At 55.2% G+C, this 24,214-nt stretch carries 24 protein-coding genes; 15 read left to right on the top strand and 9 right to left on the bottom strand.

Annotation, left to right across the window (positions count from 1 at the left end; all coding sequences use genetic code 11):
• Positions 1 to 159 precede the first annotated feature (159 nt).
• Entirely contained in the window at positions 160 to 1,401 is a 1,242-nt protein-coding gene (gene sstT / locus AC2FAJ_RS13655) for a serine/threonine transporter SstT (RefSeq protein ID WP_041907970.1), read from the top strand.
• Between the two features lie 140 nt (positions 1,402 to 1,541).
• Here the strand turns inward: sstT and AC2FAJ_RS13660 are convergent, their stop codons facing one another.
• The gene (locus AC2FAJ_RS13660) at positions 1,542 to 3,029 is read right to left on the bottom strand and encodes a UxaA family hydrolase (protein ID WP_045631611.1); all 1,488 of its coding nucleotides are present in this window, start codon (positions 3,027 to 3,029) and stop codon (positions 1,542 to 1,544) included.
• A gap of 17 nt (positions 3,030 to 3,046) precedes the next feature.
• Entirely contained in the window at positions 3,047 to 4,459 is a 1,413-nt protein-coding gene (uxaC, locus tag AC2FAJ_RS13665) for a glucuronate isomerase (protein WP_309257550.1), read from the bottom strand.
• A gap of 476 nt (positions 4,460 to 4,935) precedes the next feature.
• Between uxaC and AC2FAJ_RS13670 the strand changes: the two genes are divergently transcribed.
• The 11 genes from AC2FAJ_RS13670 (at position 4,936) to AC2FAJ_RS13720 (ending at position 12,221) form a co-directional block, all read left to right on the top strand.
• Positions 4,936 to 6,234 (top strand): MFS transporter, encoded by a 1,299-nt coding sequence (locus tag AC2FAJ_RS13670; protein WP_028014505.1) that lies wholly within the window; start codon positions 4,936 to 4,938, stop codon positions 6,232 to 6,234.
• A 115-nt stretch (positions 6,235 to 6,349) separates the two neighbouring features.
• Entirely contained in the window at positions 6,350 to 7,126 is a 777-nt protein-coding gene (gene exuR, locus AC2FAJ_RS13675; protein WP_028014506.1) for a transcriptional regulator ExuR, read from the top strand.
• A 343-nt stretch (positions 7,127 to 7,469) separates the two neighbouring features.
• Positions 7,470 to 8,132, top strand: a complete 663-nt coding sequence (yqjA, locus tag AC2FAJ_RS13680) for a DedA family general envelope maintenance protein YqjA (RefSeq protein WP_008503144.1) — start codon at positions 7,470 to 7,472, stop codon at positions 8,130 to 8,132.
• 2 nt (positions 8,133 to 8,134) lie between these two features.
• Positions 8,135 to 8,518, top strand: a complete 384-nt coding sequence (gene mzrA / locus AC2FAJ_RS13685) for an EnvZ/OmpR regulon moderator MzrA (protein WP_028014507.1) — start codon at positions 8,135 to 8,137, stop codon at positions 8,516 to 8,518.
• Between the two features lie 143 nt (positions 8,519 to 8,661).
• Entirely contained in the window at positions 8,662 to 9,030 is a 369-nt protein-coding gene (locus tag AC2FAJ_RS13690) for a DUF1090 domain-containing protein (RefSeq protein WP_028014508.1), read from the top strand.
• Positions 9,031 to 9,059: 29 nt separating this feature from the next.
• On the top strand, positions 9,060 to 9,365 hold the full coding sequence (locus AC2FAJ_RS13695) for an ElaB/YgaM/YqjD family protein (RefSeq protein ID WP_008503141.1): 306 nt from the start codon (positions 9,060 to 9,062) through the stop codon (positions 9,363 to 9,365).
• A gap of 1 nt (position 9,366) precedes the next feature.
• Positions 9,367 to 9,765 (top strand): phage holin family protein, encoded by a 399-nt coding sequence (locus tag AC2FAJ_RS13700; protein ID WP_041907961.1) that lies wholly within the window; start codon positions 9,367 to 9,369, stop codon positions 9,763 to 9,765.
• A complete protein-coding gene (locus tag AC2FAJ_RS13705; protein WP_014885330.1) occupies positions 9,762 to 10,058 on the top strand; it encodes a YqjK-like family protein in 297 nt (98 codons plus the stop codon). The genes AC2FAJ_RS13700 and AC2FAJ_RS13705 overlap by 4 nt, the downstream gene beginning before the upstream one ends.
• A gap of 241 nt (positions 10,059 to 10,299) precedes the next feature.
• Entirely contained in the window at positions 10,300 to 10,692 is a 393-nt protein-coding gene (locus AC2FAJ_RS13710) for a DoxX family protein (protein ID WP_014833394.1), read from the top strand.
• A 71-nt stretch (positions 10,693 to 10,763) separates the two neighbouring features.
• Positions 10,764 to 11,750: a glutathione S-transferase family protein gene (locus tag AC2FAJ_RS13715; protein ID WP_163332897.1), complete on the top strand. Its 987-nt coding sequence runs from the start codon at positions 10,764 to 10,766 to the stop codon at positions 11,748 to 11,750.
• Positions 11,751 to 11,855: 105 nt separating this feature from the next.
• Positions 11,856 to 12,221 (top strand): DUF805 domain-containing protein, encoded by a 366-nt coding sequence (locus AC2FAJ_RS13720; RefSeq protein ID WP_485454241.1) that lies wholly within the window; start codon positions 11,856 to 11,858, stop codon positions 12,219 to 12,221.
• Positions 12,222 to 12,262: 41 nt separating this feature from the next.
• Here the strand turns inward: AC2FAJ_RS13720 and yhaJ are convergent, their stop codons facing one another.
• On the bottom strand, positions 12,263 to 13,165 hold the full coding sequence (yhaJ, locus tag AC2FAJ_RS13725) for a DNA-binding transcriptional regulator YhaJ (RefSeq protein ID WP_041907956.1): 903 nt from the start codon (positions 13,163 to 13,165) through the stop codon (positions 12,263 to 12,265).
• Between the two features lie 104 nt (positions 13,166 to 13,269).
• Between yhaJ and AC2FAJ_RS13730 the strand changes: the two genes are divergently transcribed.
• Positions 13,270 to 13,971 carry a pirin family protein gene (locus tag AC2FAJ_RS13730; RefSeq protein ID WP_028014512.1) on the top strand — a complete coding sequence of 234 codons (702 nt, stop codon included), beginning with the start codon at positions 13,270 to 13,272 and terminating at the stop codon, positions 13,969 to 13,971.
• A gap of 53 nt (positions 13,972 to 14,024) precedes the next feature.
• Here the strand turns inward: AC2FAJ_RS13730 and AC2FAJ_RS13735 are convergent, their stop codons facing one another.
• Together AC2FAJ_RS13735 and AC2FAJ_RS13740 are read right to left on the bottom strand one after the other, a co-directional pair.
• A complete protein-coding gene (locus tag AC2FAJ_RS13735; RefSeq protein WP_485454242.1) occupies positions 14,025 to 15,326 on the bottom strand; it encodes an L-cysteine desulfidase family protein in 1,302 nt (433 codons plus the stop codon).
• A 20-nt stretch (positions 15,327 to 15,346) separates the two neighbouring features.
• Entirely contained in the window at positions 15,347 to 16,678 is a 1,332-nt protein-coding gene (locus AC2FAJ_RS13740) for an SLC5/6 family protein (RefSeq protein WP_319879495.1), read from the bottom strand.
• A gap of 724 nt (positions 16,679 to 17,402) precedes the next feature.
• Here AC2FAJ_RS13740 and AC2FAJ_RS13745 point away from each other — a divergent pair.
• Complete coding sequence (locus AC2FAJ_RS13745; RefSeq protein WP_041907948.1) at positions 17,403 to 17,846, top strand: cupin domain-containing protein; 444 nt, start codon at positions 17,403 to 17,405, stop codon at positions 17,844 to 17,846.
• A 189-nt stretch (positions 17,847 to 18,035) separates the two neighbouring features.
• Entirely contained in the window at positions 18,036 to 18,290 is a 255-nt protein-coding gene (locus AC2FAJ_RS13750) for a hypothetical protein (RefSeq protein WP_131728591.1), read from the top strand.
• 289 nt (positions 18,291 to 18,579) lie between these two features.
• Here the strand turns inward: AC2FAJ_RS13750 and AC2FAJ_RS13755 are convergent, their stop codons facing one another.
• From AC2FAJ_RS13755 to tdcC, 4 genes are all read right to left on the bottom strand, one after another.
• Positions 18,580 to 18,948 carry a FlxA-like family protein gene (locus AC2FAJ_RS13755; RefSeq protein ID WP_051486042.1) on the bottom strand — a complete coding sequence of 123 codons (369 nt, stop codon included), beginning with the start codon at positions 18,946 to 18,948 and terminating at the stop codon, positions 18,580 to 18,582.
• Between the two features lie 381 nt (positions 18,949 to 19,329).
• Entirely contained in the window at positions 19,330 to 21,624 is a 2,295-nt protein-coding gene (gene pflB / locus AC2FAJ_RS13760; RefSeq protein ID WP_319879492.1) for a formate C-acetyltransferase, read from the bottom strand.
• 15 nt (positions 21,625 to 21,639) lie between these two features.
• Positions 21,640 to 22,848 (bottom strand): propionate kinase, encoded by a 1,209-nt coding sequence (gene tdcD, locus AC2FAJ_RS13765; RefSeq protein WP_193357132.1) that lies wholly within the window; start codon positions 22,846 to 22,848, stop codon positions 21,640 to 21,642.
• Between the two features lie 29 nt (positions 22,849 to 22,877).
• The gene (tdcC, locus tag AC2FAJ_RS13770; protein ID WP_485454243.1) at positions 22,878 to 24,209 is read right to left on the bottom strand and encodes a threonine/serine transporter TdcC; all 1,332 of its coding nucleotides are present in this window, start codon (positions 24,207 to 24,209) and stop codon (positions 22,878 to 22,880) included.
• Positions 24,210 to 24,214: the final 5 nt, after the last annotated feature.

The following is a 24,214-nucleotide window of genomic DNA, read 5'->3' on the forward strand; positions in this document are numbered from 1 at the left end:
TTAAAAAATATGATGTGACACGTAAAATCCAGCATTTTACTCTTCCGCCTTTCCCCGCTTTCCTTGATACTCAACCAGGCAAACAAATATTTACATCCTGAAATAAATGTGACTTAGAGCACATCCAGGATGGAACACAATTTCACTTAGGAATTTAGTATGAGCACACAATCCAAGGGCCTGCTTGCGCGTCTGACGCAGGGTAGCCTGGTTAAACAAATCCTGGTAGGTCTGGTTCTGGGTATTCTGCTGGCGCTGGTGTCAAAACCCGCCGCGGAAGCGACGGGGCTTCTCGGAACGCTTTTCGTGGGCGCGCTGAAGGCCGTTGCGCCGGTGCTGGTACTGATGCTGGTCATGGCTTCTATCGCCAATCACCAACACGGACAAAAAACCAACATTCGCCCGATTCTCTTTTTATATCTGCTGGGCACGTTTTCTGCTGCGCTGACCGCAGTGGTCTTTAGCTTCCTCTTCCCCTCCACGCTACATCTGACCTCTGCGGCGGGCGACGTCACGCCGCCTTCAGGCATTGTGGAAGTGCTGCGCGGCCTGCTGATGAGCATGGTTACGAACCCCATTGATGCCCTGCTGAATGCCAACTACATTGGCATCCTGGTGTGGGCGATCGGCCTGGGCTTCGCCCTGCGTCACGGCAACGAAACGACGAAAAACCTGGTCAACGACATGTCCAACGCCGTGACCTTTATCGTTAAGGTCGTGATTCGCTTTGCACCCATCGGTATTTTCGGCCTGGTGTCGTCTACCCTGGCCACAACCGGCTTTGACGCGCTGTGGGGCTACGCGCAGCTGCTGATGGTGCTGGTCGGCTGTATGCTGCTGGTGGCGCTGGTGATCAACCCGCTGCTGGTGTTCTGGCAGATCCGCCGTAACCCGTATCCGCTGGTGCTGACCTGCCTGCGCGAGAGCGGCGTATACGCCTTCTTTACCCGCAGCTCGGCGGCAAACATTCCGGTCAACATGGCGCTGGCGGAGAAGCTGAACCTGGATCGCGATACCTATTCCGTGTCGATCCCGCTGGGTGCGACCGTGAACATGGCGGGTGCGGCGATCACCATCACCGTGCTGACCCTGGCGGCAGTGCAAACGCTGGGTATTCCTGTGGATCTGCCAACGGCACTGCTGCTGAGCGTGGTGGCGTCGCTGTGTGCCTGTGGCGCATCCGGCGTGGCGGGCGGTTCGCTGCTGCTGATCCCGCTGGCGTGCAATATGTTCGGCATTCCGAACGAGATCGCCATGCAGGTTGTGGCCGTCGGCTTCATCATCGGCGTGCTGCAGGACTCCTGCGAAACCGCGCTGAACTCCTCTACCGACGTGCTGTTCACCGCAGCGGCCTGTCAGGCGGAAGACGCGCGTTTAGCGAAGAATGCCCTGCGAGGTTAACAGCAAAACGGCAACCCTGAGGTTGCCGTTTTTAGTGTTTGTACCCTCTCCCCGTGGGAGAGGGCCAGGGTGAGGGCACCAGCCCGCACCGATTAAAGTTCAGTAGGTCGGGTAAGCGCTAGCGCCACCCGATAAAACATTTAAAGCGTCACACCACTCTTAAAGATCGCCAGCTCGCGGAAGTCGTTCTTCTCGTTACAGGTCTGCCTGCCGTTAGCAAACTCCACGATAGTGTCCACGAACTCCGTCAGCAGCTGTGGCATCGCTTTGCCGTGGATCAGCTGGCCTGCGTCGAAATCGATCCAGTGCTTTTTCTTCGCCGCCAGCTCGCTGTTGGTGGCGATTTTGACCGTCGGCACAAAACCGCCGTACGGCGTACCGCGACCGGTGCTGAACAACACCATGTGACAGCCCGCCCCCGCCAGCGCGCTGGTGGCGACCGCATCGTTACCCGGTGCGCTCAGCAGGTTCAGGCCGTGGGTTTTCAGGCGTTCGCCGTAGCGCAGAACGTCCACCACCTGGCTGGCCCCCGCTTTCTGGGTGCAGCCGAGGGATTTCTCCTCCAGCGTGGTGATTCCGCCCGCCTTGTTCCCCGGGGACGGATTCTCGTAAATCGGCTGATTGTGGGCAATGAAGTACTGTTTGAAGTCGTTCACCATGGTGACGGTCTTCTCAAACGTCTCTTCGTCGCGGCAGTGGCTCATCAGAATGCGCTCCGCGCCAAACATCTCCGGCACTTCGGTCAGCACCGTGGTGCCGCCGTTGGCAATCACATAATCCGAGAAGCGGCCCAGCATTGGGTTAGCGGTAATGCCGGAAAGACCGTCAGACCCGCCGCACTCCAGGCCAAACTTTAGTTCGCTCAGCCTGCCCGGCTCGCGCCTGTCGTGGCGCATCACCTCATACAGCTGATGCAGCTGCTCAACGCCCGCTTCCACTTCGTCGTCCTGATGCTGGCACACCATGAAGTGAACGCGCTCAGGGTCGAATTCTCCCAGCGTGTCGCGGAAGGCGTCGACCTGGTTGTTCTCGCAGCCGAGGCCGATCACCAGCACCGCGCCCGCATTCGGGTGGCGCACCATGTTTTGCAGCATGGTGCGGGTGTTAATGTGGTCGTCACCCAGCTGGGAGCAGCCGTAGGTGTGGCTGAACAGATGTACCCCGTCGATGCCCTCGGCATCGTGGGTCTCCTTCAGAAAGCGGGTCTGGATCTGACGCGCAATGCCGTTCACGCAGCCGACGGTCGGCAGGATCCACAGCTCGTTGCGGATCCCCACATCACCGTTTGCGCGACGATAGATTTGCACCTCACGATCCCCCGCCTGCACGCCTGCCTTCGGTAGTTCAGGCTGATAGCTGTACTCGTCCAGATCGCTGAGATTGGTGCGGGTATTGTGGGAATGAATATATTCACCCGGCGCAATATCCGCCAGCGCATGGCCGATGGGCAAACCGTACTTCACCACGTTCTCCCCTTTTGCAATGGGGATCAGGGCAAACTTGTGTCCACGTCCAATGGCCTGGCGCAACGTGACCGACAGGTTATCGAAGGCCACTTCCGTGCCTTCGGTTAAATCTGCCAGCGCGACGGCCACGTTATCCAGCGAATGGATTTTGATGTATTGCATATCAACCTCAGACGGCCTTAGTTCAGTTCAATGGCGAAGTAGTCACGTGCATTGTTAAAGCAGATGTTTTTCACCATGTCGCCCAGCAGCTGGAGATCCGCTGGCGCTTCGCCCGCATGCACCCAGCGGCCAATCATCTGGCACAGAATGCGGCGGAAATATTCATGACGGGTATAGGACAGGAAGCTGCGGCTGTCGGTCAGCATACCCACGAAGCGGCTTAACAGACCGAGCTGCGCCAGCTGCGTCATCTGACGCTCCATGCCGTCTTTCTGATCGTTGAACCACCAGCCGGATCCGAACTGCATCTTGCCCGGCATACCTTCGCCCTGGAAGTTGCCCACCATGGTGCCCAGCACTTCGTTATCGCGCGGGTTCAGGCAGTAGAGAATGGTTTTCGGCAGCAGGTTTTGCTCGTTCTGTTTGCTCAGCAGTTTTGACAGCTCTTCCGCCAGCGGGCGGTCGTTGATGGAGTCAAAGCCCACGTCCGCGCCCAGCAGTTTGAACTGGCGCTGGTTGTTATTGCGCAGCGCGCCGATGTGGTACTGCTGTACCCAGCCGCGACGCGCGTATTCCGCACCGAGGAATACCAGTACCGCCGTTTTGAACTGCGCCACTTCGTGCTCGCTAAGCGATTCACCGGAGAGGCGACGCGCCAGGATGCTGTCCAGTTCAGCTTCGTTGGATTCCGCGAACAGCACCACGTCCAGCGCATGGTCAGAGACTTTACAGCCGTGCGCCGCGAAGTGGTCCAGGCGTTTGGTCAGCGCGGTTTGCAGATCGGCGAAACGACGGATGTCGGTATCGGACACTTCCGCCAACTTCGCCATATAGTCGTTGAACGTGGCCTGTTCGATGTTGAAGGCTTTGTCCGGGCGCCAGCTTGGCAGCACTTTAATGTCAAAAGAGGCGTCTTTGGCGACGATTGCATGATGCTCCAGGGAGTCAATCGGATCGTCGGTGGTGCCCACCATCTTCACATTCATCTGCTTCATGATGCCGCGCGCGGAGAAGTTATCCTGCGCCAGCAGCGCATTGCACTGGTCCCAGATGTCATCCGCCGTAGCGGGAGAAAGCAGCTTGCCGGTGATGCCAAACGGACGGCGTAGTTCGAGGTGCGTCCAGTGGTAAAGCGGGTTGCCGATAGTGTGCGGAACGGTCGCCGCCCAGGCGTCGAACTTCTCGCGATCGGTCGCGTCGCCGGTACACAGGCGCTCGGCCACGCCGTTGGTGCGCATTGCGCGCCATTTATAGTGGTCACCCTTCAGCCAGATATCATACAGGTTTTTGAAACGGTAATTTTCGGCAACCTGCTGCGGCGGTAAGTGGCAGTGGTAGTCGAAAATCGGCTGGTCTTTAGCGTAGTCGTGGTACAGGCGGCGGGCAAATTCGGTATCTAACAGAAAATCGTCGGTCATAAACGGCGTCATTATCGTCTTCCTCATTACGGGAGCGTCAGAAAGCGTATGTTCATATGCTGCAAAGTTATCACACCAATTTCCACCCACCGAAGCTTTTTTCGTGAGTGAGATCAATAAACGCTAACAAATAAATTACCCTCAATGGAGTAAACCCTTCTACAGGCCGCGCCGTTTCTGGCTTTGCGCGCAGCGATTAATTTCCCTACAAAGAATCATACATTTGTGATGTCACTCACCTTTTAAAGTTGTATGACAAGTTATCGTTTCGCCGTCGCAAACACTAAGCCGACGGAATGCGTTACCGGTGTGAGACACATCGGATTTAACGGTACGGATACCGACTTATGCACGCTTACTTATGGCAAGGTTCGGGCCGTTCCGGGACATTCTCCCGGCTACGCCCCTCCCGTTACACAACTGCTCCCGGCAACGGTTGAGAGGTTGCCGTGCTCTGGCGCGGAAATAACATAACGATGAGGTTTTAGATGCGTAAAATTAAAGGGTTACGTTGGTATATGATCGCACTGGTGACGCTGGGCACCGTGCTGGGCTACCTGACACGTAACACCGTGGCAGCCGCGGCGCCGACGTTGATGGAAGAGCTGCATATCTCCACGCAGCAATACTCTTACATCATCGCGGCCTATTCTGCCGCTTACACCGTCATGCAGCCTGTTGCTGGGTATGTTCTCGATATTCTGGGTACCAAAATCGGCTATGCCTTCTTCGCCATCGCCTGGGCGGTATTCTGCGGTGCAACCGCACTGGCAGGCAGCTGGGGCGGCCTGGCGCTGGCCCGTGGCGCGGTCGGTGCGGCAGAAGCCGCAATGATCCCGGCGGGGCTGAAAGCCAGCTCTGAGTGGTTCCCGGCAAAAGAGCGTTCCATCGCGGTGGGTTACTTCAACGTGGGGTCGTCCATCGGCGCAATGATTGCGCCGCCGCTGGTGGTGTGGGCCATCGTGATGCACAGCTGGCAGATGGCATTCATTATCTCTGGCGTGCTGAGCTTCGCCTGGGCAATGGCGTGGCTGGTTTTCTATAAACACCCGCGCGATCAGAAAAAACTCTCCGAGGAAGAACGCGAATACATTATTGGTGGTCAGGAAGCGCAGCATCAGACCAACAATGGCAAGAAGATGTCCGTCTGGCAGATCCTGGGCACCCGTCAGTTCTGGGGTATCGCCCTGCCGCGCTTCCTGGCTGAACCGGCCTGGGGCACCTTCAACGCGTGGATCCCACTGTTTATGTTTAAAGTCTATGGCTTTAACCTGAAAGAGATCGCGATGTTCGCCTGGATGCCGATGCTGTTCGCTGACCTGGGCTGTATTGTAGGCGGCTACCTGCCGCCGCTGTTCCAGCGCTGGTTTGGGGTGAACCTGATTGTTTCCCGTAAGATGGTGGTGACCATGGGCGCCCTGCTGATGATTGGCCCGGGCATGATCGGCCTGTTCACCAGTCCGTATGTGGCTATCGCCCTGCTGTGCATCGGTGGTTTTGCGCACCAGTCGCTCTCCGGCGCGCTGATTACGCTCTCCTCTGACGTCTTCGGTCGCAACGAAGTGGCCACCGCCAACGGCCTGACCGGGATGGCCGCGTGGACCGCGAGTACGATGTTTGCGCTGGTCGTCGGCGCGCTGGCTGATACCATCGGCTTCAGCCCGCTGTTCGCGGTGCTGGCAATCTTCGACCTGATGGGCGCGGTGGTTATCTGGACGGTGCTGAAAAGCAAATCCGCAGAGGAGCTGGCGAAAGAGTCTCTCGGGCGACCGGCTACGCAGAGTTAGCGAAAATGCGTTTCACCGAAGCCGCCCCCGGGCGGCTTTTTTAATGGCAAAATCTGGAGAGTATTCCGTGAAAGTGGTATAACAAATCATCTGCCGTACCCTGCCTGGAGCGCATATGGAAATCACCGAACCACGTCGTTTATATCAACAACTTGCTGCCGAGCTGAAAGATCGCATCGAGCAAGGGGTCTATCTTGTCGGTGATAAACTTCCCGCCGAGCGCTTTATCGCGGATGAAAAAAGCGTAAGCCGAACCGTGGTGCGCGAAGCGATTATCATGCTGGAAGTGGAAGGCTACGTTGAGGTACGCAAAGGTTCCGGCATTCACGTTATTTCTAATCAGCCTAAACACTCTCCGGTGGCGGATGAAAGTCTTGAATTCGCCAGCTACGGTCCGTTTGAGCTGCTCCAGGCTCGCCAGCTGATCGAAAGCAATATTGCCGAATTTGCCGCCACGCAGGTGACCAAGCAGGACATCATGAAGCTGATGGAGATCCAGGAGAACGCTCGCAAGGAAAAATGTTTCCGTGATTCCGAGTGGGACCTGCAGTTTCACGTTCAGGTCGCCCTGGCAACCCAAAATACAGCGCTGGCGGCAATCGTTGAGAAAATGTGGACTCAGCGCGTTCACAACCCGTACTGGAAAAAACTGCACGATCATATTGATTCGCGTACTGTGGACAACTGGTGTGACGACCACGATCAAATTCTTAAGGCGCTGATTCGTAAAGATCCCCACGCCGCGAAGCTCGCCATGTGGCAGCACCTGGAAAACACCAAGCAGATGCTCTTCAATGAAACCAGTGACGACTTCGAATTTAACGCTGACCGCTATCTTTTTGCCGATAATCCTGTCGTTCATCTCGATACGGCCCCGAGCGGCGCAAAATAGGCGACCTTTCTACCGGCAGGCGCTTCGCTGCGCCTCCCCGGCTGAATGGGTAAGCAAAACATATATAGTGTCAGCCTTTGTAAAATCCCTCGCTCACTTTCAGGGCTTACGCCAAAATCACCTCACCCTGCAAATTCTGTGACGCAGAACGTTGGGCTTTGTTACAATTGGATTCACTTCGTTATTTTGAAAGTTAGTGCTTGCTAACCAGCCAATTAACAGGGAACAGTGTTGGCCACACCGCAATGTGTCCGCGAGCGACCATAATGAAATCACAACAATGTCGCCGTGCTGTTTGTCCCGGATAACAGGCGAGACGTTAACCGATTTCCAGGAACACTGAATGGAACTTTTGACCCAACTGCTGCATGCCCTTTGGGCGCAGGATTTTGAAACGCTGGCCAACCCTTCCATGATTGGCATGCTCTATTTTGTCTTGTTTATGATTCTGTTCCTTGAGAATGGTTTGCTGCCTGCAGCCTTCTTGCCGGGTGACAGTTTGCTGGTGCTTGTCGGCGTGCTGTGTGCCAAAGGCGCAATGGCGTTCCCGCAAACCATTTTATTACTGACCGTCGCGGCCAGCCTTGGCTGCTGGGTGAGCTATATCCAGGGAAGATGGCTGGGCAATACCCGAATAGTACAGAACTGGCTTTCCCATCTGCCTGCGCACTATCACCAGCGGGCACACCACCTGTTCCATAAGCATGGGCTTTCCGCGCTGCTGATTGGCCGCTTTATCGCCTTTGTGCGCACCCTGCTGCCCACCATTGCCGGGCTGTCCGGGTTGAGCAGCGCACGCTTCCAGTTCTTCAACTGGATGAGCGGCCTGTTATGGGTTCTGATCCTGACGACGCTGGGCTATGCGCTGGGTAAGACGCCGGTCTTCATGAAATATGAAGATCAGCTGATGTCCTGCCTGATGCTGCTGCCTGTTGTTCTGCTGGTCTTCGGCCTGATCGGCTCGCTGGTTGTCCTGTGGAAGAAAAAATACGGAGCGCGAGGTTAACGATGGTTATCTCACCGCTCGCCATGCGCCGCTTTGCCTGTGCCTTTATTGCACTGGTGATGCTCAGCGCCGTACTGCTGGCCTGGAACACGCTTTCACATCAGGACGCTACGCTGGCCATTCGCCCGGTAAACCAGGGGGGCGGTGTGCCTGACGGTTTTTCTGTCTGGCATCATCTGGATGCAAACGGCATCCGCTTTAAAAGCATCACCCCGCAGGACGATGTTTTACTGATTAAGTTTGATTCCCGTGCGCAGAGCGCTGCCGCGAAAGCGGTTCTTGACCGTACGCTGCCGCACGGCTATATCATTGCCCAGCAGGAAGATGACAACCCGCCAGCCGCGTGGTTATCATTGATTCGCGATACGTCGCATCGGTTTGGATAACTTCCTGGATTCCGAATCTTTTCACTCACTTTGGTGAATCCCCCGTTTACTTACTATGCTTAAGTACGCGGAGCACCCCTCAAATGTACTCCGCATCATTTTGGATAGCGGCTAACCCCGCAGCACAATGGAAGGTTTCGATAATGAAATTCCGCATGACCCTGGCTCTGGCCCTTTTTTCTTTAAGCACAACGACCTTCGCAAACTCTCTCTGTCAGGAGAAAGAACAGGATATTCAGCGTGAGATCGGTTATGCCGAAAAGCATAACAATCAGCACCGTGTTGATGGTCTCAAAAAAGCGCTGAGCGAAGTGAAAGCGAACTGTTCAGACAGCAAGCTGCGTGCCGATCACCAAAAGAAAATCGCTGAACAGAAGGACGAGATAGCCGAGCGCCGTCAAGACCTGCAGGAAGCGAAAGAGAAAGGGGATGCGGAAAAAATTGCTAAGCGCGAGAAGAAGTTGAAAGAGGCGCAGGACGACCTGAAAGCGCTGGAAGCTCGCGATTATTGAGTTAACGGAAATCTCAACAGGAGAGAATCATGTCAAAAGATACGACGTCTGAACATCTGCGCGCTGAACTGAAATCCCTGGCCGATACCCTTGAAGAGGTGCTGAACTCCTCTGCCGATAAGTCGAAAGAAGAAGTAAGCAAGCTGCGCAGTAAAGCGGAGCAGGCGCTGAAAGAGAGCCGCTACCGCCTGGGTGAAACCGGTGATGCACTGGCGAAACAGACCCGTGAAGCGGCTGCGCGTGCAGATGAATATGTGCGCGACAATCCATGGACGGGAGTTGGTATTGGTGCCGCAGTGGGTGTGGTACTGGGTGTCCTGCTGACGCGTCGTTGATATGGAAGATCCTCGTCACGCACAAGGGCCTGCTAATAACGTCCTCGGCATCGGCCAGCGTATTTTAACGACGCTGGTTGGGATTGCCGAAACGCGCGTCCGGCTGGCAGTGGTCGAACTGGAAGAGGAGAAAGCGAACCTCTTCCAGATGCTGCTGATGCTCGGGCTGACCATGCTCTTCGCCGCGTTTGGTCTGATGAGCCTGATGGTGTTAATCATCTGGGCCATTGACCCGCAGTATCGACTTAACGCGATGATTGCCACGACCGTCGTTCTGCTGGTCGCGGCGCTGATTGGCGGCATATGGACGATGCGTAAAGCGCGCAGGTCCACTTTCCTGCGCCACACGCGCCAGGAACTGGCTAACGATCGCGCCCTGCTGGAGGATGACAAGCCGTGAGCGATAAAGCGGAACGTCAGAAGCGAAAAGCGTACCTGTTAAGTCAGATCCAGCAGCAGCGGCTGGATCTGTCTGCCAGCCGCCGTGACTGGATCGACGCGACGCGACGGTTTGACCGAGGCTGGAATACCTTCCTGAGCCTGCGTTCGTGGGCGCTGGTCGGCAGCAGCGTGATGGCTATCTGGACGGTTCGTCATCCGAATATGCTCATCCGCTGGGCCCGACGCGGTTTTGGTGCCTGGAGCGCCTGGCGTCTGGTCAAGGCAACGTTGCGGCAACAACAGCTGCGGTGATAAACGCAAAACGGTAACTCAGGTTACCGTTTTTTGTTTTTGCCCTTCTCCCCGTGGGCTGAGGGCACCAGCGCGCACCTGCCCTTACTCAATATCTTTGAAGAAGATTGACAGTTTTCCTTGCTAACAATTGCTACCCGCCCCGTTTACACTCCTCTCCATCGACAGCAGAACCGCGGTATCTACCCGGAATTGCAGACAAATAATGTTCAGCCGCTTATGTGGTTTCCTGGAGAGTAAAATGAAAAAATTAGAAGATGTTGGTGTACTGGTCGCGCGTATTCTGATGCCTATTCTGTTTATCGTGGCAGGCTGGGGCAAAATCACGGGATATGCGGGTACCCAGCAGTATATGGAAGCCATGGGCGTTCCGGGGTTCCTGCTGCCGCTGACCATTCTGCTTGAGTTTGGCGGCGGCCTGGCGGTTCTGTTCGGCTTCCTGACCCGCACCACAGCGCTGTTTACCGCAGGCTTCACCCTGCTGACGGCGTTCATCTTCCACAGCAACTTTGCGGAAGGCGTGAACTCTCTGATGTTCATGAAAAACCTGACCATCGCGGGTGGCTTCCTGCTGCTGGCGATCACCGGCCCAGGCGCATACAGCATCGACCGCGTTCTGAATAAGAAATGGTAAGCACGCTATACTGAATAAACACAAAGCGAGGAGACATCTCCTCGCTTTTGCTATCTGACGGAGGAGAAAAAATGGGACAACTCGTAGACGGCGTCTGGCAGGATGTCTGGTATGACACCAAATCCACCGGCGGTCGCTTTAAGCGCTCTGTTTCGGCCTTCCGTAACTGGCTGACCGCCGACGGTGCGCCGGGCCCGAGCGGCGAAGGCGGCTTCGCGGCTGAGAAAGATCGTTATCATCTTTATGTTTCCCTCGCCTGCCCGTGGGCCCACCGCACGCTGATCGTGCGCAAGCTAAAAGGCCTCGAATCCTTCATTCCGGTTTCAGTCGTCAATCCGTTGATGCTGGAAAACGGCTGGACGTTTGACAGTGATTTCCCTGCGGCAACCGGCGACGAACTGTATCACCACGATTTCCTGTACCAGCTCTATCTGCGCGCCGATCCGCACTACACCGGGCGAGTGACCGTGCCGGTTCTGTGGGACAAGAAAAACCAGACGATCGTCAGCAATGAGTCCGCGGAAATCATCCGCATGTTCAATACCGCGTTTGATGCGCACGGCGCCCGCGCCGGGGATTACTACCCGGTTGAACTGCGCGATAAGATTGACGAGCTGAACAGCTGGATTTACGACAACGTCAACAACGGTGTCTATAAGGCCGGTTTCGCCACCAGCCAGGAAGCCTATGACGAAGCGGTCGGAAAGGTGTTTGAATCGCTGGAGCGCCTGGAGCAGATCCTGGGCCAGCATCGCTACCTGACGGGCGATCGCCTGACGGAAGCGGACATTCGCCTGTGGACCACGCTGGTTCGCTTTGACCCGGTCTATGTCACCCACTTTAAGTGCGATAAACACCGCATCAGCGACTACCTGAACCTGTATGGTTTCCTGCGCGACATCTACCAGATGCCGGGCATCGCGGAGACGGTCGACTTCGACCATATTCGCACCCACTATTTCCGCAGCCACAAGACCATCAACCCGACGGGTATTATCTCCATTGGCCCGTGGCAGGATATGGATGAACCGCACGGGCGCGACGTGCGTTTCGGATAATTATTTAGGGAATCAATTGATTCCCTTTTTTAATTCACAGCATACATCTATCCTTACCTCGATCGCTTAGAAAACAAGTGATTGACTGATTAAGAGGCAAGGAAAATGGACTGGTATTTAAAAGTACTGCGCAACTACGTTGGATTTGGTGGCCGCGCCCGCCGCAAAGAGTACTGGATGTTCGTTCTGGTGAACTTCGTCCTGATTATGGTGCTGGGCATCGTGGATAAAATCCTCGGCTGGGAGCGCGACGGCGGTGAAGGTGTACTCACTACGATTTATGGCTTGCTGGTTTTGCTGCCTTCATGGGCCGTGCTGTTTCGTCGTCTCCACGACACCGATCGTTCGGCGTGGTGGCTGCTGTTGCTGTTGATCCCGCTTGTCGGCTGGATCGTGATTTTAATTTTCAACTGCCAGAGCGGGACGCCGGGCGAAAACCGCTTTGGTCCGGATCCTAAGATCGGCGCGTAAATTACTGCCCGGTGGCGCTTACGCTTACCGGGCCTGCTCGCTTATTTGTTGTGATGCGCAAACAGCTTTGGAATTTCGCGCAGGCACCACGATTTGGCTTCGCCCATGCTGTCGCGGCGCCACGCCATAATAATGTCCACTTCGCTGGTATACTCCGGGCTCACCACCCTCAGTCGCCCTTCCGCAATATCTTTTTCGACAAACGGGTAGGGCATCGTCGCCACGCCCAAACCGGCCAGCAGCGCCTGCCGCTTGTTTTCCAGTGACGTGACCGTCAGACGCGGCTGTTTATCCAGCAGCTGAACCGTCAGCACCGGACGCTCGCGCGCGGTATCCGCCACCGCCACGCCGCGGTACTTCACGCGCGTCACTTCAGAGAGCGGCTCCGGCTCCTGGTGAATCGGGTGATCCGGCGCGGCGACGTAAACGTTCATGACGCTGTAGAGCTTGCGCGAGTTGATTTCTGACGATGAGCGGAAATGCATGTCAGGCGCAATGACGATATCCGCCCTGCCCGTCTCCAGACGCTCCCACGCCCCGGCCAGCACCTCGGTGATGATCGACAGCTGCGTATTGGCCTTCGCCGCCAGGCGGTCCACCAGCGGGAACAGCGCTTCGGTCGGCACCAGCGCTTCGGTGACTAACGTCAGGTGGGTTTCCCAACCTCGCGCCAGCGCTTCGGCATCCGTGGTGAGCTTGTCCGCCGCTTCCAGCAGCACGCGACCTCGCTCCAGTAGCATCCGCCCCACGTTGGTGAATTTTGTTCGATGACCGGAGCGATCGAAGAGCACGACGTCCAGCTCTTCCTCCAGTTTTTGCATGGTGTAGCTTAGCGCAGACGGAACGCGCCCCAGCTCATCTGCCGCCGCGGCAAAGCTGCCGCGCCGGTCAATCGCGTCCATGACGCGAAGCGCCTCAAGCGTCAATGCTCTCTCTTTAGCCATCTCGTTCTCATTCAGGAAATTTGAACATACCAGGCAGAATATCTGGCTAACAATGCAGCGTCCATACCTTTACCATTGTTTTAGTGTAAAGAGAGGTCAAGTTTATGATTACGACAAGAACAGCGAAACAGTGCGGACAAGCCGATTTCGGTTGGCTGCAGGCCCGCTACACCTTTTCCTTTGGACACTACTTTGACCCTAAACTCCTCGGTTACGCTTCACTGCGCGTGTTGAACCAGGAAGTGCTCGCCCCAGGCGCCTCCTTCCAGCCGCGTACGTATCCGAAAGTCGATATCCTGAACCTGATCCTGGAAGGCGAGGCAGAATACCGCGATAGCGAGGGCAATCATGTCCAGGCAAAGGCTGGCGAAGCGTTGTTAATTTCCACGCAGCCGGGCATCAGCTACAGCGAGCATAACCTCAGCAAAGACAAAACGCTGACGCGCATGCAGCTGTGGCTCGACGCCTGCCCTGAGCGAGAAAACCCGCTGGTGCAGAAAATAGATCTGAAGGGCGATAAACAGCAGCTGATTGCCTCGCCTGACGGCAGCAAGGACAGCTTGCAGCTGCGACAGCAGGTATGGCTGCACCATATCGAACTGAAAAAAGGTGAACAGGCAAGCTTCCAGCTGCACGGTCCGCGCGCCTATTTGCAGTCCATTCACGGTACGGTGCATGCGGTAACGCACGCGGAAGAGAAAGAAGCGCTCACCTGCGGCGACGGGGCGTTTATTCGTGACGAAGCGAATATCACCCTGGTGGCAGATACGCCGCTGCGCGCGCTGCTGATTGATTTGCCGGTTTAAGAGTTGCTCGATCGGTCCCTCTCCCCTTTGGGAAGAGGGACGAATGCCAATCGCTACACCTTACTCGCCATAATCTCAATAATCTGCCGGTCCGTTGCCTGCATTGAGCGGCACGCCAGCGCGCACAGGTTCGCGATCGACTGCTCCACGTCGTGCGCTACAATCCCCTCGTTGCCCGTCACGCCCGACTCATCCAGCGCCATCATCACGGCTTTCCAGGCGCTGGTGACGCTGGTCGAGACTTTCATGGCGCAGCTGTTAGACGCCCCGTCGCAGATCATCCCGCTGATGTCACCGATCATACTGCCGATGGCCATTGCAATCGTCTGATAGCTTCCGCCCATCAGCCACGCCATCCCTGCGGCGGCCCCCATACCGGCCGTTGTCGCCGCACACAGCGCGGACAAACGCGGAAGCTGGTAATGAATGTAGATAGCCGACAGATGCGAGAGCATCAGCGCCCGCGCCAGCCGTTCGTCATCGGCCTGAACATGTTCAGCGACCACGACAACCGGCATGGTGGCTGTAATTCCCTGATTCCCGGAGCCCGAGTTGCTCATCGCCGGCAGCGTCGCACCGCCCATGCGGGCATCCGAGGCCGCACTGGTGCGGATAACGATGTCTGAACCCAGATCCTGCGCCATCCATCCGCGTGCGCGCTGCTTATTGAGGGTGGCGCCAATGTGTAGCCCCCACTTCCCGCTAAGCCCTTCACGAGAGAGCGCGTCGTTCAGTTGCCCTGCTTCCAGGATAAAGCGGATCGCCTCGAACGGTACCTGTTCGACAAACTCCAGGATCTGCGAGAGCGTGGTGTTCGACAGTACCGCCAGCGGATCGTTACTTACCTCGACCTGCCGCTCGTCAAGACTGAAGCGCGTTTCGCCGTGACAAACCACCTCCACCACGCGGGTATGTCCGCCCGCAATGGTCACCATGGCCGAGGACTCACCGGCGTAGACGCAGGCACGTGAATAGAGGATCTCATCGCACGGCTCCTGCAATTTCACCTGCACCAGACCGGCGTTAAGCATTGCTTTGGCCCGCGCCAGCGCATCGGCGGTGACATCTTTCAGCACCTCCAGCCCCGCCTGCGCATTGCCACCGATGGCACCCAGCGCCGCCGCAATGGGCAACCCGACCATGCCGGTGCCCGGCACCGTTACGCCAAGCCCATTCTTCATCAGATTCGGCGATACCCACGCCTCAATCTTCGTGACGTCGCCAGGCAGTTGCTCTGCGGCAATCGCACAGGCAAGGGCCAGAGAAACGGGCTCGGTGCACCCCAGCGCAGGCTTAACTTCTTCCTGCACTACGCGAATAAATTGATTCCATAAAGGATGAGTTTGCTCAGACATCGTTACGACCTTATTTGCCCTCAGGAAAATGCGAGGAAAGGAGAAACACAAAGCAGCAGCCCGGTGATGACAATAATCACCAGCGATACGCCCTTATATTTATGCAGCGCCGGTACCTTGTAGACCAGCCACGCAGGGATCAGGCAGCCCACCATGCCGAAGATGGGGCTACAGATAGAGGTGAAGCTCAGTACCGGCGCGTTTAACACGATCGCGCTCCAGGCCAGCAGGATAGCGAACAGCATGATCCCGCGCTGGACGATGCTTTCATTAATACGTTCAGCCGGCATTTTACGGCGCAGGATATTCATCACGATCCCCTGCGTGGCTTCGCGGAAGCCGAGATAGACGCCGAAGAAGGCGGTCATCACGGCAAAAATATTGAGGATCACGCTGACGATTTTGACCCAGCCCGCGCCGTCGCCGCTGATAAACTGCGCCGCAATCGCCAGGGCGGAAATGTTCTGCTCGTAGGCTTTCACCGCTTCTTCGTGTCCCATCGCCAGGGTGAAAGAGACGGCGTAGAAGAAGACCGTGACAAACAGTATGCCAAAGGCGATATTCATCGCCCGCAGCGCCTTATGACGCGCCACCTCAACGGATTTTTCCCGTGAACGATAGGAAATCACCATCGGGCTTAATGTCTGGATAAACAGAATGGAGGTTAAGGTAAAGGGCAGCGTAATAATGGCATTTTTTATCAGCAAGCCCATCGGCGGCAGCATGCCCACGTTGGCTAAATGCCAGAGGCCGATCATCGAAAGCCCCAGCGCCGCCACCACAAATAATTTGGTCAGCACCATCAGACTGGAGACTTTAAACAGCAGCTTTTCACCGCGCGAAGAGATGGCGACCACAATACAGATCAGGAATAAGCCGTAGAAGGGATTTTCCGACAGCAACCCCTCGGTGACCCCGAAGGTGTGCAAATAGGATGCGCTGTCGTTGGTGATAGCCGTGGAATAGACAAACATCCAGATGACCAGCATCACGAAATAGAGCGCACCTAATAAGATGCCCCAGTTTTTACCTAAATAACCGCTAATCACGCTCGGGTAGTCTTTACATTCCGGGGATTCCGCCAGCGTATTAATAAATAAACGCTGGAAGAGGTACATGGCCGGATAGCCAATTATCGACGAGAGCAAAAAGACCCACAGGCCCATTAATCCAACCTGCACCGGAAGAAAAACGATACCCGCACCGATAGCCATCCCGATACTCATGATGACCCAGCCCGTGTCGGTGCTGTCGAATTTGATCGCCTCTCGCCACTCGCTTTCGCTCATTCCCGCCCGCCTTGCCGCAGGGGAATCATTCACAATCACACTGCTGTTTGTTGCCATATTCATTGGGCACTCGCTTATTTTGTAGGGTAAACAGTTGTTTTTATAGGGTTCCGATCGCCAGCGATTGCGATTCAGAGAGTGCAGGTGTGTGTTATTGGTGTGGGAAGATCATATCCGGAGAGAGGGAGAAAAAAGTCACATAATTAATATGGCTTTTCTGCATTTAGAGAAAAATTTTCTCCTTATTTTGGAAATATTAAAAATAAAACCCAAATGTGATTCAGCTCAAAGAATTAAGTTATCCTGGGAATGGCGCTTTATCAGAATTTATAAAGGTGTACGTAACATCTCCACATCAGAGTTATTTTTGAATTTCCCGGATACTACCGATGAACAATTCGATGGATTAAAGTGAATCGCCATGGCGTGTCGGCGGTGTCAGTCCAGTCAGATTGAGCTACGTGAGCTGCGCCGATTTTATATCCTCGGCATTAGTGCCCTGAGGATAAAAAATATGACAACCATATGATACTTTATAAATTAAATATCATTAAAAAATATTAAACATCATCAATGCGGCACCATTTTTTATTCCTTCACAATTCAAAACAATATAACCATTAAAATACAAGCATTAAGCTTATTAAAATATGTAAATACTCTTGCTGTTTATTTTTTCATAACTACAATGTTTCCGTCTGCATTTCAAACATATTGTTGATGTTAGATGAATAAATTTTGATATTTACGCACAAGCTTAAACATGATAATTGTAAAGGAAATTCCTATGAAAAGATCTTACGTTCACGCATCTGTTCTTTGTGTATTATCTTTTATTATTTCACCAGTGGCATCTTATGCTCACAGCAGTCATAATTCTGATGGGATTAGCATCGAAACGTTACTGGAGACCGAGAAGTCCTGGGATGGAGTGGAATACGCGCCTTATCCAGCAGGTACACCGCAGCTTTCTGTGCTGAAAATCACTATTTCGCCGAATACAAGTCTTGACTGGCATGAACATCCCATGCCGAACGCCGCCTATGTAGAAAAAGGCGCTTTAACCGTTGAAAAACAGGCAACGGGTAAAACCCGTACTCTGCAGGCGGGAGAGGTGCTACCAGAGATGGTTGATAGTGCACACAGGGGCTACACAGGTCCGGAAGGAGCCACGCTGGTGGTATTCTATGCCGGGAAAAAAGGGCTTCCACTGTCAAAGCCCGTTAAATAAATTCTGTCTTTTAAATCGCCCATTTCTTCCGACATGACGAGAAGAAAACAGTCCCTCACTTGCACTTACTTGTACCGGAAGTGACGTGGGGGCTGTTGATTCGGACTTGACGCCATGCAATGGCCATACAAAATTACTATCAATTAATGAGATTTATCTGGCTGTATTGTTAATTCGCAGCCACAAATTATGCTCACGCCAAAAAGCGTAACTACAAACAAGAATGACCAGAGCAGAATCCAGGACATTCGCATTCCAGAACATTCTGACGATCTGAGTGCTCACAATATCCATGAATCCTTCAGAATAGAGGGGGGGCTTGCTTATTTTGAACGTAATAAGCCAAAGAACGCAAATCAGAGCAAAACGAAAAGCAATCCACGCGATGAGGGGCATCATGAAAGCATGACCTTTAGTGAATTTGCCCCGATGAGTCAGGAATAAAAAATATAATAGTGGAGTCAACGCGGGAAGAATTCCCATGGAATAGTGTACTATTTGCTCCCAGACAGGGATTTGCCATTGCTGCAATACTTTTAATGACAAAAAGATCTCTGAGGGAAATGCACGATAAAGTAATGAAAAACAAACCAGTCCCCATATCAGAGCAATCCTGTAACGATGAGTCATCGATGCATTACCTCCCGGATAAAGCTGGCGACTCAATAGTGCCAGCATGTATAAAAATGATATCAAACCTTAAGTATGACGAAAACCGGCCAAAAGAACCAATTTAGATATATACATCAATATAACGGGTTATCTTCTTGATGTGATCTATCTGTTCTTCTCCGTTTTGTTTTGGTGTAGATTCTGCTTTTTTCTGCTGTGCTTCTTCAACTTGTTGTCTCTGGAGCTGGCCAAGCTGTTCATAAAGATGTGCTAGCTGCTGACTAAGCTCTGCCATTCTGCGTTCTTTTTCTTCAGGAGTCTCATCTATCTCACCACTTGCAATACCTTCAACATAATTCTGGATTTCTTTTGTTAAGGCCTCGATCTGGGCCTCTACCTGCTTGATTTTTGATGCTGAATTGTTCCTGCCCGGGCTGGCTTCAGCGTGTATGGCCTGCCTAAGTTGTTGTCCATTTGAGATCGCCGTCATAAGTTCTCCTTTACCTTAGAAAAGAGTGGTGGTCGTTTCTGAATTACATCGGCAACAACGACAACATCATAAATAATTCTATTGCTCCTTGTACCGAAGCGATTTTAAATGTTTTGTAGATTAATTTGATTTTTTATATTCAGCCAGAGGCAGCTTGTCGCTCGAACCATACCGACGCTTGCAGGTAAACGCTCACTGCTCATGGGTATGGGTTCCCCTGTTTAAGTCTTCTTAGATGACGCTGAGGTGCCTGTTAAATCCGTGGCGCTCCCGTTTTTCAAGACTGGATGAATATGTGTGAGTAATTACATAAACAATTTTGTATGTTTAGCGGGCAAAAAAATGCCCCCTGCGCTGAGGGGGCATGAGACCTGAATGTCGTCAGATTGCCTGCGTAAACGTCCTCGAAATCACGTCCTGCTGCTGCTCGCGCGTCAGAGCGTTAAACCGTACCGCATAGCCGGATACGCGAATTGTCAGGTTCGGGTAGCTCTCCGGATGGGCAATGGCATCCAGCAGCATCTCCCGGTTCATGACGTTGACGTTCAGGTGCTGCCCGCCCTCAATAGACGCTTCGTGATGGAAGTACCCATCCAGCAGCCCCACCAGGTTGGTTTTGCGCACCAGTTCATCCTTGCCCAGCGCCTGCGGCACAATGGAGAAGGTATAGGAAATCCCGTCTTTGGCGTAGGTAAACGGCAGCTTGGCGACCGACGTTAGCGAAGCCACCGCCCCTTTCCTGTCGCGACCGTGCATCGGGTTGGCGCCAGGCGCAAACGGCGTACCGCCGCGGCGTCCGTCCGGCGTGTTGCCCGTTTTCTGGCCGTAGACCACGTTGGAGGTGATAGTCAGGATCGACTGAGTCGGCACCGCGTTGCGATACGTCGGCAGCGCCTGGATCTTCTTCATAAATCGCTCCACCAGGTCGCAGGCGATGCTGTCCACGCGATCGTCATTATTACCGTACTGCGGATAGTCCCCTTCGATGACGAAGTCCACCGCCAGGCCGTTGTGGTCGCGCACTGGTTTCACCGTGGCGTACTTAATCGCCGACAGGGAATCCGCCGCCACCGACAGCCCGGCAATGCCGCAGGCCATGGTGCGATAGACGTCACGATCGTGCAGCGCCATCAGCGAGGCTTCGTAACTGTACTTATCATGCATGTAGTGAATGAGATTCAGCGCGCTGATGTACTGCACCGCCAGCCAGTCCATAAAGTGATCGAGGCTCGCCATCACGGTGTCGTAATCCAGCACCTCATCCAGCAGCGGCTCGGTTTTCGGGCCGACCTGGATCTTCAGCTTCTCGTCCACCCCGCCGTTGATCGCGTACAGCAGCGTTTTAGCAAGGTTGGCGCGTGCGCCAAAGAACTGCATCTGCTTGCCGATCACCATCGGGCTGACGCAGCAGGCAATGGCGTAGTCGTCGCTGTTGAAGTCGGCGCGCATAAGATCGTCGTTCTCATACTGCAGCGACGAGGTGACGATCGACACCTGCGCGGCGTATTTCTTAAACGCGATCGGCAGCTGTTCAGACCAGAGGATAGTCAGGTTCGGCTCCGGCGCGGGCCCCATGGTGTGCAGGGTATGCAGGTAGCGGAAGCTGTTTTTTGTCACCAGCGTACGGCCATCCAGCCCCATGCCGCCGATCACTTCCGTGGCCCAGATCGGATCGCCGGAGAAGAGCGTGTCGAACTCCGGCGTGCGCAGGAAGCGCACCATGCGGATCTTCATGATGAAGTGGTCGATCAGCTCCTGGGCCTGCACCTCGTTCAGCCTTCCTGCCTGCATGTCGCGCTCAATGTAGATATCAAGGAACGAGGCCGTGCGCCCCAGCGACATCGCCCCGCCGTTCTGGGATTTCACTGCGGCAAGGTAGGCAAAGTAGACCCACTGCACCGCTTCCTGCGCGTTCATTGCCGGACGTGAAATATCAAAGCCATAGTTCGCCGCCATCTGCTGGATCTGCAGCAACGCACGCTTATGCTCCGCCAGTTCCTCGCGCAGGCGGATCGTCGCCTCCAGATCTTCGCCGCGCTCCAGCCTCCCCTGCAGATCGGCAAACTGCAGTTCACGCTCGCGCACCAGATAGCTGATGCCGTACAGCGCCACGCGGCGGTAGTCGCCGATAATGCGCCCGCGCCCGTAGCCGTCCGGCAGACCGGTCAGCACGCCAGATTTACGGCAGCGCATCATCTCCGGGGAGTAAACGTCAAACACGCCCTGGTTGTGGGTTTTACGCAGGTCGGTAAACAGGTATTCGAACTGCGGATCCATCTCGCGGCCGTAGGCTTCGAACGAGCTGCGGATCATATTGATCCCGCCGTACGGATGCAGGGCGCGCTTGAGCGGCTTGTCGGTTTGCAGGCCGACGATCGTCTCAAGATCCTGGTCGATATAGCCCGGTCCGTGGGCGGTAATGGTGGTGGCAATGTTGGTGTCGAAATCCACTGGGGCGTGGGTGGCATTCTCCTGGCGAATGCCGACCATCACCTTCTGCCACAGCGCCGTCGTTGCTGGCGTCGCCTGCGCGAGGAAAGCTTCATCGCCTTCATAAGGGGTGTAGTTATGCTGAATAAAATCGCGGACGTTAACGGCATTTTTCCATTCTTCACCGCGAAACCCGGCCCATGCGTCGCTGTAAGGCGCGACGCCCGTATCGATTGTTACTTTCATGTGATTCTCGCTTTATCAGGCGTAAGCCGCAGCCGGGGTGACCTTCCCAAGACGGAGGGCGTCCAGCGCGATCATTTTTTCTTCGTTGGTAGGGATAACCGCGCAGGTCACGCGGGACGACTCGGTGGAGATGACGCGCGCACCCGCGCTGCCCGGCAGAGCGTTTTTCGCCTCGTCGAGCGCGATGCCAAACACCTTCAGATGTTCCGCCACCAGCGCGCGGATCAGCGTTGAGTTTTCACCGATGCCGCCAGTGAAGATCACGCCATCCAGACGGTGCAGAGACGCGGCGTGACCGGCGATATGCCGCGCTATGCGGTGGACAAAGGTCTTTATCGCCAGCTGCGCCCGGTCATTGCCGTCATGCCAGGCTTTCTCCAGCGCGCGTAAATCGGAGGAGATACCGGAGATGCCAAGCAACCCGGACTCTTTGTTGACCACGCGCTCCAGATCCTCGAACGACTGGCCGGTCTGCTGGGCAATCCACGCCATTGCGCCGAAGTCCACGTCGCCGCAGCGCGTGCCCATCACCAGCCCTTCCAGCGGCGTCATCCCCATTGAGGTATCGACGCTTTTACCGTTGCGCACCGCGCAGATGGACGCCCCGTTGCCGAGGTGAGCAATCACCAGGCCGCTGTCCTCGGGGGACAGCCCGAGGAGCGCGTGCGCCTGCGCGGACACGTAGCGGTGAGAGGTGCCGTGGAAGCCGTAGCGGCGCACGCCCAGCTCTTCAAAATAGCGGTACGGCAGACCGTACAGATACGCCTGCGGCGCCATGGTCTGATGGAAGCTGGTGTCAAATACCGCCACCTGCTGCACGCCGGGGAACAGGCGCTCTGCGGCTTGCACGCCGCTCAGGTTGGCGTAGTTATGCAGCGGCGCCAGCGGGGAAACCAGGCGGATCTGCTCAATGACCTCTTCCGTGATGAGGGTCGACTCGCTGAAGAGATCGCCGCCGTGAGCGATGCGGTGGCCAATCAGGGCCACGCTGCTCATCAGGTCGCGTTTCTCCAGCTCGAGGGCGATGGCGGCCAGCGCCCCTTCGTAGTCCTGGTGAGCCAGTCTGACTGGCTCACCCCCGTTCACGGAAATAAAGGCTTTTTCAGTGTTGATGCCGTCCGCAATGCCCGTCAGCAGGGCATCGCAGCCTGCTGCGTCCAGCACCGAAAACTTAACGGAGGACGATCCGCAGTTAATAACCAGTACTACCGGAAATTCAGTCATGTGTTACTCCGCTCTTCCTGAGCTTTGGGTTAGAACAGTTTGTAAACGATATTCAGAATGGTCAGCAGGCCGACCACGGTCACGAAGATGTTCTCGGTCCGGCCTTTGTATTTCGCCAGCGCTGGCGCCTTGCGGATAGCGTACATCGGCAGCAGACACAGCAGAGAGGCGATAATTGGCGCCCCCATGGCTTCAATAAGGTCGAGGATGTTCGGGTTGGCGTAGGCCACAATCCAGGTGGAGCCCATGATGAAAATCATGCTGATGGTGTTCAGTTTGCCGACGGAGACGCTCTTCTTATCGCCTTTGTAGCCGAACTTGAGGATCAGGCCATTCAGCCCCTCCAGCGTGCCCAGGTAGTGGCCGAAGAAGGATTTAAAGATAGCGACCAGCGCGATGATGGAGGCGCCGTATTCCAGCACCGTGGCGAACGTGGATTTACTGCCCGACATCGAGGCAAAGTGGTTCGCCAGGTAAGAGAGCACCGGAATGTTCTGCGCTTTGGCATCCGCCATGTTCTGCGGAGAGAGCGTAAACAGGCAGCTAAAGGCGAAGAACATCACCACCGCCACCATCAGCAGGCTGGCGCGACCGATGATTTTGGAACATTTCTGCTCGGTGAATTCTTTCCCGAACTTCGGCTCGTACTCTTCGCGCTTGGAGACTACAAACGAGGAGACGATGGGCGAGAAGTTAAAGGAGAAGACCATGATGGAGATCCCCAGCCACACCGTGACCAGAATGCCGTCATGACCGGTAAAGGCGATATCGCTCAGGTTGACCTGGTCGATTACCGCCGAGTTCCAGTACGGGATCAGCGACAGGGAAATCAGCACCAGGCTGGCAATGAACGGGAACACCAGGTAGCTCATCACCTTCACCATCAGGTCTTTCCCGAACCAGATCACAAAGGCCATCAGCAGCAGCAGGAACAGCGCCACCACGCCGCGGTTCAGCGCAGGCATCTGGAGCTGGTTTTCCCAGAAGGTCATAAAGGTGTTAGTAATGGTGACGCCGTAAATCCACAGCAGCGGGCAAATGGCGAAGAAGTAGAGGAAAGTGATCACCACCCCACCGGTTTTCCCGAAGTGCTCTTCCACCGTTTCGGTGATGTTGCCGGAGACGTTGCTGCCGGATAAACAGAGGCGCGCCAGCGCGCGGTGGCAGTAAAACGCAATCGGGAAGGCGAGAACCAGCATCAGCAGGATGGGGATCAGTCCGCCAAAGCCTGCGCGAATGGGGAAGAACAGCACGCCTGCGCCAATGGCGGTACCAAACAGGCCGAGCGTCCATGTGGTGTCAGACTTACGCCAGGAGGACGTTTTTGTCTGGCCAACGATAATGCTTTCTGTGTTGCTCATAGGTC

The organism is Enterobacter cloacae complex sp. 385G4 (assembly GCF_057320665.1).

Excerpts from the sequence above, each read along its gene's own strand:
- sstT (WP_041907970.1), top strand. The coding sequence starts at position 160 with ATGAGCACACAATCCAAGGGCCTGCTTGCGCGTCTGACGCAGGGTAGC.
- AC2FAJ_RS13660 (WP_045631611.1), bottom strand. The coding sequence starts at position 3,029 with ATGCAATACATCAAAATCCATTCGCTGGATAACGTGGCCGTCGCGCTG.
- uxaC (WP_309257550.1), bottom strand. The coding sequence starts at position 4,459 with ATGACGCCGTTTATGACCGACGATTTTCTGTTAGATACCGAATTTGCC.
- AC2FAJ_RS13670 (WP_028014505.1), top strand. The coding sequence starts at position 4,936 with ATGCGTAAAATTAAAGGGTTACGTTGGTATATGATCGCACTGGTGACG.
- exuR (WP_028014506.1), top strand. The coding sequence starts at position 6,350 with ATGGAAATCACCGAACCACGTCGTTTATATCAACAACTTGCTGCCGAG.
- yqjA (WP_008503144.1), top strand. The coding sequence starts at position 7,470 with ATGGAACTTTTGACCCAACTGCTGCATGCCCTTTGGGCGCAGGATTTT.
- mzrA (WP_028014507.1), top strand. The coding sequence starts at position 8,135 with ATGGTTATCTCACCGCTCGCCATGCGCCGCTTTGCCTGTGCCTTTATT.
- AC2FAJ_RS13690 (WP_028014508.1), top strand. The coding sequence starts at position 8,662 with ATGAAATTCCGCATGACCCTGGCTCTGGCCCTTTTTTCTTTAAGCACA.
- AC2FAJ_RS13695 (WP_008503141.1), top strand. The coding sequence starts at position 9,060 with ATGTCAAAAGATACGACGTCTGAACATCTGCGCGCTGAACTGAAATCC.
- AC2FAJ_RS13700 (WP_041907961.1), top strand. The coding sequence starts at position 9,367 with ATGGAAGATCCTCGTCACGCACAAGGGCCTGCTAATAACGTCCTCGGC.
- AC2FAJ_RS13710 (WP_014833394.1), top strand. The coding sequence starts at position 10,300 with ATGAAAAAATTAGAAGATGTTGGTGTACTGGTCGCGCGTATTCTGATG.
- AC2FAJ_RS13715 (WP_163332897.1), top strand. The coding sequence starts at position 10,764 with ATGGGACAACTCGTAGACGGCGTCTGGCAGGATGTCTGGTATGACACC.
- AC2FAJ_RS13720 (WP_485454241.1), top strand. The coding sequence starts at position 11,856 with ATGGACTGGTATTTAAAAGTACTGCGCAACTACGTTGGATTTGGTGGC.
- yhaJ (WP_041907956.1), bottom strand. The coding sequence starts at position 13,165 with ATGGCTAAAGAGAGAGCATTGACGCTTGAGGCGCTTCGCGTCATGGAC.
- AC2FAJ_RS13730 (WP_028014512.1), top strand. The coding sequence starts at position 13,270 with ATGATTACGACAAGAACAGCGAAACAGTGCGGACAAGCCGATTTCGGT.
- AC2FAJ_RS13735 (WP_485454242.1), bottom strand. The coding sequence starts at position 15,326 with ATGTCTGAGCAAACTCATCCTTTATGGAATCAATTTATTCGCGTAGTG.
- AC2FAJ_RS13740 (WP_319879495.1), bottom strand. The coding sequence starts at position 16,678 with ATGAATATGGCAACAAACAGCAGTGTGATTGTGAATGATTCCCCTGCG.
- AC2FAJ_RS13745 (WP_041907948.1), top strand. The coding sequence starts at position 17,403 with ATGAAAAGATCTTACGTTCACGCATCTGTTCTTTGTGTATTATCTTTT.
- AC2FAJ_RS13750 (WP_131728591.1), top strand. The coding sequence starts at position 18,036 with ATGCTCACGCCAAAAAGCGTAACTACAAACAAGAATGACCAGAGCAGA.
- AC2FAJ_RS13755 (WP_051486042.1), bottom strand. The coding sequence starts at position 18,948 with ATGACGGCGATCTCAAATGGACAACAACTTAGGCAGGCCATACACGCT.
- pflB (WP_319879492.1), bottom strand. The coding sequence starts at position 21,624 with ATGAAAGTAACAATCGATACGGGCGTCGCGCCTTACAGCGACGCATGG.
- tdcD (WP_193357132.1), bottom strand. The coding sequence starts at position 22,848 with ATGACTGAATTTCCGGTAGTACTGGTTATTAACTGCGGATCGTCCTCC.
- tdcC (WP_485454243.1), bottom strand. The coding sequence starts at position 24,209 with ATGAGCAACACAGAAAGCATTATCGTTGGCCAGACAAAAACGTCCTCC.